Annotated in this window: 13 protein-coding genes; 8 read left to right on the forward strand and 5 right to left on the reverse strand. The window is 68.9% G+C overall.

What is annotated here, in order from left to right:
* Window positions 1-1,425, forward strand: a 1,425-nt coding sequence (locus QH195_RS17710; protein ID WP_280436212.1) for an LVIVD repeat-containing protein, incomplete at its 5' end; no start/stop codon positions are given.
* Window positions 1,422-2,039 (forward strand): DUF305 domain-containing protein, encoded by a 618-nt coding sequence (locus QH195_RS17715; RefSeq protein ID WP_280436213.1) that lies wholly within the window; start codon window positions 1,422-1,424, stop codon window positions 2,037-2,039. The genes QH195_RS17710 and QH195_RS17715, both read left to right, overlap by 4 nt.
* Before the next feature lie 9 nt (window positions 2,040-2,048).
* Here QH195_RS17715 and QH195_RS17720 read toward each other — a convergent pair whose 3' ends face one another.
* Window positions 2,049-3,335, reverse strand: a complete 1,287-nt coding sequence (locus QH195_RS17720) for a helix-turn-helix domain-containing protein (protein WP_280436214.1) — start codon at window positions 3,333-3,335, stop codon at window positions 2,049-2,051.
* Window positions 3,336-3,481: 146 nt separating this feature from the next.
* Here QH195_RS17720 and QH195_RS17725 point away from each other — a divergent pair, with 146 nt between their 5' ends.
* Both QH195_RS17725 and QH195_RS17730 read left to right on the forward strand, forming a co-directional pair.
* Window positions 3,482-4,495 carry a hypothetical protein gene (locus QH195_RS17725; protein ID WP_280436215.1) on the forward strand — a complete coding sequence of 338 codons (1,014 nt, stop codon included), beginning with the start codon at window positions 3,482-3,484 and terminating at the stop codon, window positions 4,493-4,495.
* A gap of 22 nt (window positions 4,496-4,517) precedes the next feature.
* Complete coding sequence (locus QH195_RS17730; protein WP_280436216.1) at window positions 4,518-6,902, forward strand: beta-glucosidase family protein; 2,385 nt, start codon at window positions 4,518-4,520, stop codon at window positions 6,900-6,902.
* Window positions 6,903-7,010: 108 nt separating this feature from the next.
* Here the strand turns inward: QH195_RS17730 and QH195_RS17735 are convergent, their stop codons facing one another.
* Window positions 7,011-7,625, reverse strand: coding sequence for a TetR/AcrR family transcriptional regulator (locus QH195_RS17735; RefSeq protein ID WP_280436217.1), 615 nt, complete (start codon window positions 7,623-7,625; stop codon window positions 7,011-7,013).
* A 178-nt stretch (window positions 7,626-7,803) separates the two neighbouring features.
* On the opposite strand from QH195_RS17735, the gene QH195_RS17740 reads away from it, so the two are divergent.
* From QH195_RS17740 to QH195_RS17750, 3 genes are all read left to right on the forward strand, one after another.
* Window positions 7,804-10,059: an MMPL family transporter gene (locus QH195_RS17740; protein ID WP_280436218.1), complete on the forward strand. Its 2,256-nt coding sequence runs from the start codon at window positions 7,804-7,806 to the stop codon at window positions 10,057-10,059.
* Window positions 10,060-10,144: 85 nt separating this feature from the next.
* Window positions 10,145-10,762: a hypothetical protein gene (locus tag QH195_RS17745; RefSeq protein ID WP_280436219.1), complete on the forward strand. Its 618-nt coding sequence runs from the start codon at window positions 10,145-10,147 to the stop codon at window positions 10,760-10,762.
* A 119-nt stretch (window positions 10,763-10,881) separates the two neighbouring features.
* Window positions 10,882-11,340, forward strand: a complete 459-nt coding sequence (locus QH195_RS17750) for an SRPBCC family protein (protein ID WP_280436220.1) — start codon at window positions 10,882-10,884, stop codon at window positions 11,338-11,340.
* A 70-nt stretch (window positions 11,341-11,410) separates the two neighbouring features.
* Here the strand turns inward: QH195_RS17750 and QH195_RS17755 are convergent, their stop codons facing one another.
* Together QH195_RS17755 and QH195_RS17760 are read right to left on the reverse strand one after the other, a co-directional pair.
* Window positions 11,411-12,466: an FAD-dependent oxidoreductase gene (locus QH195_RS17755; protein ID WP_280436221.1), complete on the reverse strand. Its 1,056-nt coding sequence runs from the start codon at window positions 12,464-12,466 to the stop codon at window positions 11,411-11,413.
* 317 nt (window positions 12,467-12,783) lie between these two features.
* The gene (locus tag QH195_RS17760) at window positions 12,784-13,701 is read right to left on the reverse strand and encodes a LysR family transcriptional regulator (protein WP_280425664.1); all 918 of its coding nucleotides are present in this window, start codon (window positions 13,699-13,701) and stop codon (window positions 12,784-12,786) included.
* A gap of 74 nt (window positions 13,702-13,775) precedes the next feature.
* Between QH195_RS17760 and QH195_RS17765 the strand changes: the two genes are divergently transcribed.
* Window positions 13,776-14,633 carry an EamA family transporter gene (locus QH195_RS17765; protein WP_280436222.1) on the forward strand — a complete coding sequence of 286 codons (858 nt, stop codon included), beginning with the start codon at window positions 13,776-13,778 and terminating at the stop codon, window positions 14,631-14,633.
* 34 nt (window positions 14,634-14,667) lie between these two features.
* Here the strand turns inward: QH195_RS17765 and QH195_RS17770 are convergent, their stop codons facing one another.
* Window positions 14,668-15,417, reverse strand: a complete 750-nt coding sequence (locus QH195_RS17770) for an amino acid ABC transporter ATP-binding protein (protein WP_280425682.1) — start codon at window positions 15,415-15,417, stop codon at window positions 14,668-14,670.
* Window positions 15,418-15,424: the final 7 nt, after the last annotated feature.

Raw genomic sequence — 15,424 nt, forward strand, 5'->3', positions numbered from 1 at the left:
GACGCGGCAGTCGGCGCGCCGGATCGGGTGGCGGCCGCCTCGATCGCGGTCGCCACCGCCAAGATCCTCGCCGACCGCGACAGCGGCCGCAGCACTCAGGGCTACCGGTGCAATATCAGCCGCATCGGTGGCTACCCGGGCCGCGGCGCCGGGATCAACTCGACGCAATTCGACCACTGCGTCTACCTGGGCAGCTTCTTCCCCGGTAATCTGCTCGGTCCCGCGCAAGGTGTCCAAGTCATCGACGTCGCCGATCCGGCGAACCCGGTACTCACCGCGACGCTCACCGAACCGGCCATGCTGGCCGGGACCTGGGAGAGTCTCAAGGTAAACGCGGCGCGAAAGCTACTGGTCGGCACCGGCGTTCCCGCGTTCACCGGTGCCGGGCTGATCTCGGTCTACGACATCTCCGACTGCGCGCACCCGCGTTTGCTCAACCCGGGGCCCGGCACGGACCTGAACCTTCCGGTTCCGATCACCGCACACGAAGGCGGCTTCTCCCCCGACGGCCGCACCTACTGGGCCTCGGGCGTCGTCCCGGGCATCGTCAGTGCCGTCGATCTGACCGATCCGGCCGCCCCTCGGGTGGTCTGGCAGGGCATACCGGGCCGGTCCATGCACGGCATGGGCCTGCGCGCCGACGGCAACCGCCTGTATCTGGCCGACAACATGGGCGGGTTGACCATCCTCGACACCTCCGCGGTGCAACGACGCGACCCCGACCCGCAGGTACCGATCATCGCCCAGCTGACCTGGACCGACGGCTGGGCGACCCAGCAGAACGTCCCCGTGACATATGACGGCGTGCCCTACCTGTTCAGCGCCGACGAAGCAGGCTCCGGTGGTGTCAAACTCATCGACATCTCCGACGACACTCATCCACGCGTGGCGAACACGATCAAGCTGGAGATCAATCTGCCGCAGCACCGCGACAGCGCGATGGCGTCCGGCATGGGCGGCTCCCTGTTCGCCTACGACGCCCACTACTGCTCCGCAGACCGGCCGGTGAACCCCACCGCGCTTGCGTGTGGCTGGATCTCCTCCGGTATCCGGGTGTTCGATATCCGCGACCCCCTCCGAGTACGAGAGATCGCCTACTACAACCCACCCGCGCGCACCGGCCAGAACAGCGAGCTGTGGAACTCCCCGCACGCGCTCGCCTCGATCATCGGAGTTCCGCTGCTCAGCGCGCCCTCGGTCATGCAGGCCGTCGAGTCCGGCGTATTCGATCCCGAGCAGGCACGCAGCTCCCGCACCGGCGACGTGGCCTTCGGCGACCTCTCCACCGACTGGTGCTTCTCCGCTCCCGAATGGCGCGGCAATCAGCTGTGGGCCGCCTGCGCCGACAACGGGCTGCTCACCCTGGAGTTGTCCCCTGAGGTGTACACGCCGCCCGCCGACCAGCACTCGACGGTCGGCTCATGAGTCGACGGGTTCTGCCGGGCGCCGCGGCGGTCGCGTCGATCCTGCTCCTGCTGGTGCTCGGCGCGGCCTTGCGACCGCTTGTGGTATCCGAGACCGCCACGGCCGCTCCGGTATTGACACCGATCGAGATCGGTTTCGTCCAGGATATGGCCGGCCACCATCAGCAGGCGCTGATGATGGTCGATCGTCTCGCCGCCGACGTCGACCCCACCGTGCGGCAACTGGCCGACCAGATCGCCGACGGCCAGCGCCTGGAGATCGGCATGATGCTCGGCTGGCTCCGGCTGGCCGCGGCGACCCCGACCAACCCGCAACCGATGTCGTGGATGCCCGTCGCTCACCACCATGCGGCCTCGACGACCATGCCCGGCATGGCCGCCCGCCCCGACCTCGACGCCCTCGCCCTGGCGCGCGGCGCCGAAGCCGAAGCGATGTTTCTGCGCTTGATGTATCGCCACCATCAAGGCGGCGTCGCCATGGCCCAGGCGTTCGACGAGCTGTCGACCGGCGGCCCGGTCGAACAGGCAGCCCGGGACATGATCAGCACGCAGAGCCAGGAGTCCGGGCTCATCGGCCTGCTGCTCGCCCGCCGCGGAGCCGGCAGCACCGGCTGACATCCGGATTCAGCGTTGCGCGACCAACTGGCGGATCGTCGCGCGAACCTCGCCGACTGCCGGAAGCTCGGCGAATTCGGCCGACTCGTGCAGGAAGTCCGACAGCCGGGCGGCCGTGCGGCCGGTCGGGCGACCGGCCGGCGACAGCGCCGGACCGATCTGCTCCACCGCGTGTTCGGGCTCGCCGAGCATCAATTGCAGACGGGCCGCGGAGATTGCCGCGATGGCCGGTGTCAGGAATTCCTCCGGCAGCGGTGGGTGGACATCGCCGATGGCGATGTGGGCCAGGTCGGGGCGGGTGGCGACGAGCCGGCGGTAGCTGTGGCCGAGTGGCCGTGACTGCTGCCCCGGCCCCGGCCAGTTCCGGCGCGGTCCGAGCAGCATGGCGATGGTCGCCGCGGTCAGGCTGCGGTCGGCGGGGCAATCATCGGCCACGGTCCCGGCGGCTTCGCCACGGCATTCCGCGGCGACAACGATCGCACGCTGGAACGCGGCCTGATCACCGAGAATGCCGTGCGCGTAGGCTTCCAGCCCGGCCAGGGCGAGGCGCAGCAGGGGTGTCGCCGTGCGGCGCGCCAGATATTGGGCGAGCTGGGCCACCTCCAGGCCTTCCGCCGGACTGCCACTGTCGAGAAGCTGCCAGGTCGACTCGGTGAGAATCGCGGCGGTCAGCACCGTATCGCCCGTGGTGTGGGCGAGCCGCGCGGCGACGACCGAATACCGGCGCGCGGCGGTGATGTCTTCGACGTCCCAGCTCGTGGCGGCGGCGATAGCGGCCAGTTCCGCACCTACCCGCAGGGCGCAACCATGCGGTGTGCGCGTCGATATCGTATCGGTGGCGATCACCGGGACCCGGTACGTATCGGAAAGCTGCTGTAGCCGGGGCAGATTCGCGGCCAGCCACGCCGTGACCGCATGGCGCGGCGCCTGCCCGTCGCCCCACTGCCGGTCCCGCGCCCAGGTCACGAGCTGCTCGGCAGCCGCCAGTTCGGTTGTGGTGAAGGCGGGGTGCGCACCGCGCGTGCGCGCGCCGGGCGGCAACAGCAGCGACGACAGCTGCGTGGGCAGGTCGTCGAGCTCGGTGACCGATTCGACGGCCAGCCGGTCGCGCAGGTGATCCAGCCGGGTATCCAGCGCCGACTCGTAGGCGGCCACGTGCTCGGCGTGCACGGCCCGGGCCCCGGTCTCGAGCTGGCCGAGGTACGGCTTGGAGTAGTGCGTCCGCGCGGCCATACCCTGCAGACTGATCCCCGCAGCCGTTCGAGCGGCACGCAGTGCCGAGCCGACCTCGCTCATACGAGGTCCGCGGCAATGCGGGCCGACTCGTTCATCGACTCGACAATACGTCGCCGGTATCAACCCGCGCTGAGGTGTCTGCAAGCAGTCTGCAAGACCCCACAGCGCGCCCCATTCGGTCATCGATCTCTCTATCGTCCGACATCGTGAGCAACAGAACTGTCCTGTCCGGCCGGCTCGCGCGTGACGGCGCCCGGGCCGCGCTGGCCTCCCTCGCGCTGCTCGTCGCTGCGGCGACCGGGGTGACACCGGCAGCGGCGACGCCGTCCTACCAGCCCGCGGCCCTGGTCGAGGCCACGTATTACGCGCCGGGCCCCTGGGCGGTGGCCGAGCGGACCGGTGCCGACTGCTGCACGTCGACCGGCGACAGCTACGCCATCTGGTACCCGGCCGACCTCGGCGCAGGCGGTGTCGTGCACCCGGTCATCACCTGGGGCAACGGCACCATGGCCCACCCGCGCGAATACGCGTATCTGCTCGCGCACCTCGCGTCGTGGGGGTTCGTGGTGATCGCCGCCGACCGGACCGACACCGGCACCGGGGTTCAGATGCTCGACGCGGTCCGATACCTGGTCCAGCAGAACAGCGATCCGAACAGCGTCTTCCACGGGAAGATCGACACCGTCGCGGCCGGGGCGGCGGGGCATTCGCAGGGCGGCCTCGGCGCGATCAACGCGCTGGCACGCGGGAACGGCGCCGTCGGTACCGCGGTAACCCTCGAGATGCCGCTGTCGGCGGTCTGCGCGTCCCTGCCGTCCGTCGACGGCCAGAGCGCCTGTATCGATCCCGCCACGGTGACCTCGGGTTCGGTGCTGCTGGTCAACGGTTCGGCCGATGGCATCTCGCCCGCGACGCAGCACCTCCCGCCGGAGCTGATCGGGCTGCAGTCGATGCAGGCGTACTACGACGCGCTGCCCGCCGACCTGCCGAAGGCCCGCGCCGCAGTGGTGGGTGCCCAGCACAACGACGTCCAGGGCCAACCGGACTGCACCAACTTCAGCTGCAGTGCGGGCGTGCACCGCTACCTCGGCTACCTGACCGCCTGGTTCATGGACCGGCTGCGCGGCGATCCCACCGCTCGCGACGCGTTCCTCACCGGCACCGGTGAGCTGCTGCACAACCCCCATTGGTCCGATCAAGCCAGCACCATCACCCGCTGACCGAGGAAAGGCTGCATCCCTCATGGAAGACCACATCGAGGAACTACTCGCCGAGCTGGATCTGGACGGCAAACTCCGGCTGATCTCCGGTGCGGGCCTGTTCCGGATGGCCGGCGATCCCACGCTCGGAATCACCGAGATGCCGATCTCCGACGGACCCTCCGGTGTGCGCGGCGAGAACTGGGACGAACGCGATCCGTCGGTGAGCCTGCCCTCCGGCACCGCGATCGCCGCGACCTGGGATCCGGCGCTGCTCACCGAAATCGGCGCCCTCATCGCCGCCGAGGCTCGTCGCAAAGGCGTCTACGCCGTGCTCGGACCGACGATCAACCTGCACCGTTCCCCGCTGGGCGGCAGGCATTTCGAATGTTTCTCCGAAGATCCACTGCTCACCGCCGAGATGGCCGACGCCTACGTACGAGCCGTGCAGGCGCACGGGGTGAGCGCGTGCCCGAAGCACTACGTGGCCAACGATTCCGAGACCGACCGCTTCACCGTCGACGTCCGTGTCGACGAACGGGCCCTGCGTGAGCTCTACCTCTATCCGTTCGAACGCACCGTCGAGGCGGGTGCGTGGATGATCATGGATGCCTACAACGCCGTCGACGGAACCACCATGACCGAGAACTCGCTGCTCGACGAACCACTCAAGGGCTCGTGGGGGTTCGACGGCGTTGTGGTCTCGGATTGGACCGCCGTCCGCACCACGGAGAGTGCGGCTCGCGGCACCGACCTGTGCATGCCCGGCCCTCCGTACCTGTGGGGCGAGCCGCTGGCCGCCGCCGTGCGCGCCGGCGAGATCGCCGAATCGGCCATAGACGACAAGGTGCGCCGTATCCTGCGTTTCGCACAGCGAGTCGGCGCACTGGACGGAACCCCGCAGGCCACACCGGTCTTCAGCGACGAGCAGGCGCAGGATCTGGTCCGCCGGGTCGCCGCGCAGGCCATGGTGCTGGTGCGCAACAACGGTGTCCTGCCACTGAATTCGGACACTACCGTCGCCCTGCTCGGCCCGTCGGCGGGCGAACCGCGCTTCCTGGGCGGCGGCAGCGCAACCGTGATCCCCGGCCACACCACCACCCCGGTGGAAGGCCTGACCGGCCGCCTGCCCCTGACCCACACCGCGGGTGTTCACCTGTCCGAGGACCTGGTTCCCGCACCGCTTGCGATCATGACCGATCCCGAGACCGGCGAACCGGGGCTGTCGGCGCGGTACCTGAAAGACAACACCGTGCTCGGCATCCAGCATCGCGGCACCAGCCGCCTCGTGCTGCTCGGCGAACCGCTGGCCGCGCAATCGGACACCGTCGAGATGCGCACCCGCCTGCGTGCCGATATCGGCGGTGACTGGCAGATCGGCTTCGGCGGGGTCGGCCACATCCGGCTCGATATCGACGGCGAGACCGTACTGGCCGAGAATATCGCGCCGGCTTCCAGTGATCCGGCGGCGGCGCTGCTCAACCCGCCGCAACGTCATGTGACACGTATGCTCGCCGCCGGCGACGAGATCGAAGTGCGCCTCGTCACCAGCATCGAGGCGGCGATGCCCGGCCTCGGCATCCTTCTCGGCGCCACCCTCGGCATCCGGCGGCCCCAGCGCGACGCCGACGAGGAATTCGCGGCGGCCGTCGAACTGGCACGTGCGGCCGATACGGCCGTGGTCGTGGTCGGCACCACCGAGCAGATCGAGAGTGAGGGAGTCGACCGGATCTCCTTGCGACTGCCCGGCCGACAGGACGATCTCGTCGCCGCGGTCGCCGCCGTGAACCCCCGAACCGTCGTCGTGGTGAACTCCGGGGCGCCGGTGGAGATGCCGTGGCGTGACGACGTCGCCGCAGTGCTAGTGGCCTGGTTTCCCGGCCAGGAGTTCGGCGCAGCACTGGCCGACGTGCTCACCGGCGCCACCGAACCAGGCGGCCGGCTGCCGACCACCTGGCCCGGGACCATGGCCGACGTCCCCGTTCTGAACACCACACCCGTCCACGGTGTGCTCGATTACTCCGAGGGCATCCACGTCGGCTACCGCGCGTGGCTACGAGCGGGCACCGAACCCGCTTACCCTTTCGGCCACGGCCTCGGCTACACGACCTGGTCGACCGACGACCTCGTCGCCGCGGACCGCACGGTCTCACTAACAGTTACCAACACCGGGGATCGCCGCGGCAAACACGTCGTGCAGGCATATCTCTCGCGCCCGGACAGCACCGTCGCCCGTCCCGCTCGCTGGCTGGCCGGCTTCACCGCGGTCACCCTCGCACCCGGGGAATCCCGCACAGTTTCCCTCTCCCTGCCCGACCGCGCCTTCCAGCATTGGGGGCCCGGCGGGTGGGAGACCGAGCCGGGTGAATTCACCGTGCAGCTGGGCACCTCGGTCGCAGATCTCCCGCACACCGCTTCCGTCTCTTGACCACGCTTCCCGGCCATCTCGATGCCGAATCAGTCCGCCACCGAACGAGCGCGCGGCAGCCATCGCCGTTCGTCGCACCGCCGCACCCGCGGGTCCCGACCTACTTCGTCACGGTGCGCCCGGTGCGGGGTCGGGGCGTAACGCGGCCAAGGCGAGGCGGGCGTAGCGGCGCCACATCCCGGGGTCGCGGATATCGAGGTCGATGAGCGCGCGGGCGACACCGGACACCAGGATCTGTACATCTATTCCGGTGGCGTCCGCGCGCAGGCTGCCCTGCGCCCGTCCCAGCGTCAGCAACTCCTCCAGCCGGTCCCCCAGGCGTTGGTCGAGTCCTTCGAGGCCGCTGAGCACCTCGATCATCAACCGGTCCTGGGCCAGCCGGGTCGTCACCTGTTCAAGTAGATCCTCGAGCGCGCGGTAGGCGTCGTCGCGGCCCGCTGTGACCGCGGCGGCGCCGAGTTCGTGGAACCACTCGATATGCTGCTGCGCCAGTGCCCGCACCAGGTCGGCCTTGGTCGGATAGCTGCGGTAGACCGTGGCCTTGCCGACTCCGGCGCGGGCCGCGACCTGCGGAATAGTGGCGCCGATACCGTGCTCGGTGAACACTTCCCGCGCGGCGGCCAGTACCCGCTCGTGGTTCAGCCGGGCATCCGCCCGGCGACCCGCCCAGTTCTGCGCCTCGTCGCGCGTGGCGTCCGGCTGCGCTGCCGTCCTGCCGGTCATGGTGCCGCCTCCAGGAAAATCGGTATCCGCTCTATCCGATCGAGAGCCACGTCTCATTCCGGCTACAGCGTGAGTTGCTCCACATATGCCTCGTCGAAGTGGACCCTCGGGTCCGGTCGCTCCTACCCTAGAGCATAACCGGACCAAAGGGTCCACATAATCGCTCGGAGGAAAACGCATGGCGTGGCAGTTGTTCCGGCTCGGCCGCTGGTCGTTCGTGCACCGCAGGGTGGTGGCGGCGATCTGGGTGGTGCTGCTCGCCGTCCTGGCGATCGGAGCGGCGACGTTGTCCGGGAAGACCAGCGACAAGTTCGAGCTGCCCGGTATCGAATCAACACAGGCCTTCGAACTCATCGAACAGCGCAGCCCACAGGCCGCCCCGGACGGCGCGACCGCGCGCGTGGTGTTCGAGGCACCCGCGGGCCGATCGCTCACCGAGCCGTCCTACAACTCCGCGGTTGCCACGGCGTTGCGCGAACTCGCCACCGAGAACGTGCAATCGGTGGCCGATCCCTTCGCCGGAGGCACCCTCTCCCCAGACGGCCGCGTCGGCTACGCCGCGGTGACCTACAGCAAAACCGCGAACGAACTGGCCGACGCCGACCGGTCGGCGCTGGAAACCGCCGCCCACAACGCGGAAGACGCAGGCATGGACGTCGCCATCGGCGGTGACGCCCTGAGTGAATTCGAGATGCCGCTGGCCGAGGTGGTAGGTATCGCGGTCGCGCTGGTAGTACTCGCCGTCACCTTCGGATCGCTGGTGGCCGCGGGGATGCCGCTGCTGACCGCACTCGTGGGTGTCGGCATCGGCGTGCTCGCCATCACCACCCTCACCGGATTCGTCGAACTCGGCTCCACGACCCCGGCCCTGGGCACCATGCTCGGCCTCGCGGTCGGGATCGACTACGCCCTGTTCATCATGTCCCGTTACCAGAGCGAGGTGCGCGCCGGACGTTCGCTCGAGGAAGCGGCCGGGCGAGCGGTCGGCACCGCCGGATCCGCTGTGGTCTTCGCCGGTGCCACGGTCATCATCGCCCTGGTCGGTCTGGCGGTGTGCAATATCGGGTTCCTCACCCAGATGGGCCTGGCCGGCGCCTTCACAGTCGCGATCGCGGTACTCATCTCCCTCACGCTGCTCCCGGCAATCCTCGGCTTCGCCGGCGACAAGGTCATGAAGGGGAAGCCGCGCTACCTGAAGCAGCAGACCGGCGACACGGAATTCCGCACCCACGGCCGCCGCTGGGTGGAAGGTATCGCCCGGCACAAATGGCTCGCCCTGGCCGGCGGTATCGCGGTCGCCGCGGTGGCCGCGATACCGATGGCCTCCATGCAGCTCGCACTGCCCGACGATTCCAGCAAACCCGCCGGCAGCGACGCCCGCATCGCCTACGACCTGATCTCGGAGAACTTCGGCGCGGGCGCCAACGGCCCGCTCGTCGTGGTCGTCGACACCGCGAATGCGGCCGACCCCGCGGCGGCCGTGCAGACGGTCACCGAGGATCTGCAGAACATGGCCGGCCGCGCGGATTCCGATATCGCCACCGTCGTGCCGGCGATCACCAGCGATACCCCGCAGGCCCGGCAGATCTTCGCCCAGCAGCTCGAGACGGTCCGGTTCGCCACGGTCACCGTCATCCCCGCCTCCGGCCCGTCGGATCAGGCCACCAAGGACCTGGTCGCCGATATCCGCACCACCGTCGCCGATCTGCCGGCCGAGACCGGCGCCCGCGCCCTGGTCACCGGACAGACCGCGGTCGGCGTCGATATCGCCGACAAGCTCACCCAGGTGTTCCCGCTCTATCTCGCCGTGGTGGTGGGCTTGGCGATCTTCCTGCTGATCGCGGTGTTCCGCTCGATCTGGGTCCCGATCAAGGCCGCACTGGGCTTCCTGCTCTCGGTCGGTGTCTCGCTCGGTGCCACGGTCGCGGTCTTCCAGTGGGGCTGGCTGAACGAACTCGTCGGCCTGGACACCACCAGCCCGGTGCTGTTCATCCTGCCGATCCTGCTGACCGGAATCCTGTTCGGTCTGGCGATGGACTACGAGGTCTTCCTCGTCACCCGAATGCGGGAGGCCTACGTCCACGGAACTCCCGCGCGCCGGGCGGTGATCGACGGGTTCGCCCACAGTGCCCGCGTGGTGGTCGCCGCGGCGATCATCATGATCGGGGTCTTCGCCGGATTCGCCCTCGTCGACGACGTCATCCTGAAATCCATCGGTTTCGCCCTCGCCGTCGGTGTGCTGGCGGATGCCTTCCTGGTCCGTATGCTCATCGTTCCCGCGGTCATGCTGATCGTGGGCGAGCGGATCTGGTGGATGCCGAAATGGCTGTCACCACTCGTGCCCGCCTTCGATATCGAAGGCGAAGGACTCGCGAAGCGGCTCGATACGGCACCTGCCGAACCCACCGCGGAGCGAGTGCTCACCGGCAGCTGAGCAGCACCCTTCCGGACCGCGGCCGTAGCCGAACCGCAACCTCTCGATTGTGTGGGCGGCGCGGTCGCGGGGTACGCGGATCGGCGTGGTCACTGTGGATTCGATACGGGACGGCACAGCCCGCCGGGAGGCCCGCCGCCCCGCACGCAAGCTCGCGTGGTGGATGGCGGTCCTCACGGCGGCTGCACTGGTCACCGGGTGCGGGGCCGGGCAGGAAGCCCAGACCGCCGAACACGAGGCGGCGGTCAACGGCACGGACGGAAGTATCGGCGCCATCGACTTGGAGAATGTCTACCTGCAGGCCGAGGCCACCGATCAGCCGGCCGGTTACACCGATATCCGTTTGGCGTTCACCGCTGTGAACACAAGCCGGACCGAATCCGACCGGCTCGTCGAGATCGAATCACCGGCTGCCGAATCGGTGGCGATCCAGGGGTCCGGACCTGCGCTGGAACTGCGCCCGCAGACCAGCATCGCCGCCGGCGAACCCATCCGGAATCTCGATCCGAGTGCAGCTCCCGACCAACCGGTCACCGTTACCGTGCGGATGAAGGATCCCGGCGGAACACCCGGCCTGACCTTCCCGTTCGACTTCACTTTCGAAAAAGCCGGGACCCTCCGGCTGCCCGTCCCGTTCGACGTGTGGACGCCGAGCGAATCGCCGCCCACCCAGCGCCCGTCGCCGCCTACGACGACCCCTTGACGGGCGGAACGCTACCGCACCGAGCCCAGGCGGCGGCCCGAGCTGCACGGTAGCTGTGAATGAGCAGCGCGCATGGTCACCGCCGACACCCTCGCGCGAGAACGTGGTTCTATCGGGTCATGACAGACAACAGTGCGAAATCGCGGGTCGTATCGGCAAGTCGCGAGATCGCGGCCCCGGCAGACGCAATCTTCGAGTTGATCGCAGACCCGGCGCAGCAGTCGCGGTGGGACGGCAACGACAATCTGGCCGAGGCTCCCACCGGACAGCGCGTCTCGCGCACGGGCGAGGTGTTCACCATGACCCTCACCACCGGCGCGGTGCGCGACAATCGGGTGGTCGAATTCGAGGAGGGCCGCCGAATCGCCTGGCTGCCCGCGGAACCGGACCGGCAGCCCCCGGGACATCTGTGGCGCTGGGAGGTCGAACCCGTGAGCGAGACGAGCAGCCGCGTAACCCATACCTACGACTGGTCGCAGTTGAGCGATCCGAAACGTCTCGAACGGGCCCGGGCCACCACGGCCGACAAGCTGCAGGCCTCCCTCGACAACCTCGCCCGGCTGGCCGAGGGCCGCTGATCGCTCACGATGCCGTCGGCACCCGCACTTCGCCGATCGAAGGGAGGCCCAGGCCCTCGCAACCCGGATATCAGCCCGCGGCGGCCGAGCTGCGCATCCGGCGGGCCACCCGGTCCCGCTCCTCCGCTATCGCGCGGCGGCGAGCCGACATGGCTTCGGCGGGAGACTCGTCCGCGGTGATCGCCCGGTACACGGCCACCACATCCTCGATACCCTCCCGGGCGCCGACACCGGCCGCCGGGGTGATGGCGTGGTCGGCGTCGCCCACCAGAACCACTGGTTGCGCGGGCGGCGCCGCCGGGCCGAGCGGGACATTGCGAGCGTTGGAGACGTGCACCCGCTCGGTCGCGGCCACCAGTTCGGCGGTCAACTCGCGGACCGGCGCGGGGGCCGCCGACACCACGGCTTCGGCCCACTCGCCGACGGGCCGGATTCCGGTCCCCGTGTCCGGTAGCGGTGCCCGGGTGATCCGCAGGAACCACAGGGCCGCAACAGCTCCGGGCCGCCAGATATGCCCGATGGTGGCCGCGGGGTGGGTGGCGGAACCTGAGTCGGCGTCGAAGTGTAGGACGAAAGGGTCCGTCGGGCAGTGCACCGCGCGCTCCGTCATCCCGTAGACCACCACATCCCCCGCATATTCCGTGCACCGGTGCGGTTCGATACCGGCGCGTGCCACCGAATCGATACCGTCGGCGCCGATCACGAGTGCCTTGGTTTGCACCGTGCTGTCGCCGAACCGGAGGAGGGTGCCGTCGACGGGATCCACCCGGACCTCGCGGACGGGGTCGCCGTACCGGATTTCGGCGCCGGCGTCCACCGCGAACCGGTTCAGCACCGCCATCAGATCGCGGCGCAGCCAGAAGCGGTGCCCTTCGCTGGGACGCCGCCGGGTCGCACCGTCGTCCGGGGTGTAGCGCAGTTCGTCGAGCGGGTACGACGCGTCATGGAGATCTTGCTCCGGCACACCGAGCTCGATCAGGCCGCTATGCCCGCGACCGTCGAGGATCAGGAACGCCCCGCCGCCTTCGCCACTGCGCTGTTCGTAGACGGTGACCGGCCGCCCGGATCCCGCGAGCGCACCGGCCAATGCGGTTCCGGCGATTCCACCGCCGAGGACAGTGACCATCCTGAATCCTTCCGTTGCTGTACGCGGCCGGGCGCCGGTTCTCGCCGGGGCAGCTTCCGTTCGAGCAGATCGCCGCCGCGGCGCACCGATCGGCGCCGTGCCGGAGTTGTCCGGGTATCGAATACCTTTTGTGCCCAAGGGTTCCGGTGCGGTCACGAGGAGCATTTCGTAATACGCAGTGAGACCGACCTTAACCGACCGCGGCTCGACACATCGCGACATGGGCGTGGCCCGTACCGGTGTTTCCGGCCCGTGCGCATCGGGTAGCCGCGGCCGGCGCCGGGGCACGGTATGACTCCGCCGGGTAGTTCGCCTCGTCACGAAGGCGAGGCGAACTCCGCGGCGATGGCGTCGACAGCGTGCATTCCGGCGGCGACCAGCGGATGTCCCGCACTACCGCGGCGGGTTCCGGCGATAATCGTGCGAACCGGCCGGACGCTGCCTCGCAGCGGCAGCCGGACCACCGGGTGCTCCGCGGGGATCGGGACGAGCCGCGGCAGCAGGCAGACCCCGAATCCATACGCGACCGCGGCAGATACCGCGAACCACTCCTTCACATGGTGGGTGATGTGCGGCGTGAAACCGGCGGCGGCACAGGCGGCGACGAGCAGATCGTAGGAGTCGTTGTGCGCCGGTTCGGCGATCCACGCCTCGGTCCGGGCGTCGGCCAGGGCGACTTCGGCCTGTTCGGTGAGCGGGTGACCGTACGGCACGAGCAGATCCTGCACATCCTCGAAAAGCACGCGCTGCTCGTAGCGCGGATCACCGGCGGGCGGGGTGTGTGCCGCCGGAAGCGTCAGCGCGATATCGGCGCGGCCCGCCAGCAGTTCCCGGAAACAGTCTTCACTTTCCAGCTCACCCACATGGACGGTGATGCCGGGATGGCTCTCACGCAGCCGCGCCGCGGCCGGCAGCAGCAGTGCGGCGACGGCCGAAGACACCCCGCACACGCGGAGATTCCCGGTCAGCGCGTTACCGCGGGCGGCGATATCGGCGCGGGCGGCCTCCCAGCGCGCACCGAGATCGTCGGCATGGGCGAGCAGTGCGTACGCCGCGGGAGTCAGCTCCACGTTGCGGCCCGTCCTGGACAGCAACGGCACGCCGATTTCCTCGGTCAGCGCCCGTAGCTGCTGGGACACCGCGGAGGGCGTCACATGCAGGTCGGCGGCCGCAGCAGTGACGGTGCCGCGTTCGGCGAGTACCCGCAACACCAGCAGCCGGCGCAGATCCATCATGAAGAGTACGCTAAACGATTTCCTTTCTGTTCTTTCGATGGACCTGAATCGCTGGCGTCGCCAGGCTGGATGCTGTGGTTCCCGCTCCGCTTCTGGTTGTCACCGCGGCCCTGTGTACCCAGTCCGGCCAGGCCGTGGGCAAGTACTTGTTCGGCAGGATCGAACCCGTAGGAGTCCTCGCCCTGCGCCTCGGGATCGCGGCGGCGGTGCTGCTCGTGGTCTTCCGCCCGATCCGCCTGCCGCGGACCGGACGGGAGCGTGTGCTGGTGGCGGGGCTGGGAGTCGCCGTCGCGGGTATGAATCTGATCTACCCCGCACTGTGGTATCTGCCGCTCGGTATCGCCGGCACCATTCAACTGCTGGGTCCGCTGTCCGTAGCGCTGGCCGGTTCTCGTCGCCTCCCCAACCTGCTGATCGCCGGTGTGGTGGCCGCGGGCCTGTGGCTGGTGCGCGATCCGGATTCCGGCGCACTGGCATGGCAAGGGTTCGTACTCGCCGGACTCTCGGCTGTCGCGATGGCCGCGTATCTGCTGCTCTCCCGTGCGCTGGCGGCGGCACTCGGCCATTCCGGGCTGGCCTGCGGTCTCGTCGTCGCCGCCGGGCTGGGCGTACCGGCGGGCCTGGGCAGCAGTGGATTCGACATATTTCAGCCGTCGGTGCTGATGATCGGCGCGGCCGTCGCACTCTTGTCCGCGGTGATTCCGTACTCCCTGGAAATGGCCGCCCTTACTCGGCTTCCCGCGTCCACGGTCGCCGTCCTGCTGTGCCTGGAGCCGGTGGTCGCCGCGGGCGCGGGTCTCATCGTCCTCGGCGAGACCCTGTCCGTTCAGCGGTGGGCGGGCATGTGCTGTATCTGTGCCGCGACCGCCGCCGCCACTGTCCGCAACGCACGTGAGCCGGCGGTTGTCTCCGGAAGCGACGACTTTCGGTGATCCGCGGACCGATGCGGCACAAATATCGGAGGTGTCAGAGGATCCGGCTCAGGAATTGCCGGGTGCGTGGATGTTCGGGGTGATCGAAGAACTGCTGTGGCGGTGCGTCCTCCACGATCTTGCCGTCGCTCATGAACACCACCCGGTCGGCCGCCGCTTTCGCGAAACCCATCTCGTGGCTCACCACGACCATCGTCATTCCCTCGTCGCGCAGGCGCAGCATGACATCGAGAACTTCGTTGACCATCTCGGGGTCGAGCGCGGAGGTCGGTTCGTCGAAGAGCATGACCTCCGGTTTCATCGCCAGCGCCCGGGCGATGGCGACGCGCTGCTGCTGGCCGCCGGACAGCTGCGAAGGGTAGTTCTCCCCCTTGTCCGCGAGACCCACCATATCGAGGAGTTCCTGTGCTCTGCTGCGTGCCGTATCGGCCGCGGTGCCCAGTACGTACCGGGGACCGGACGCGACGTTCTCGAGGGCGGTCATCATCGGGAACAGATTGAAGTTCTGGAACACCATGCCCGTGTGGTGGCGCTGTTTCGCGATCTGCGCCTCCGAGAGTGGGGTGCGCTTACCGTCGTCGGAGAACCCCATCATCTCGCCGCAGACGCGCACCGTTCCCGACTCGATCGTCTCGAGGCAGTTCAAAGTGCGCAACAAGGTGCTCTTCCCACTGCCCGAGGGGCCCAGAAGCAGTACGACCTCACCTTTCTCCACCGCGAAGTCGATATCGTCGAGGACGACGAGATCGTTGTACGCCTTGGTCATATTGCGGACCTCGATCATCTTCGGG

This window comes from Nocardia carnea (genome assembly GCF_029868855.1).
Lineage (GTDB): Bacteria > Actinomycetota > Actinomycetes > Mycobacteriales > Mycobacteriaceae > Nocardia > Nocardia carnea_A.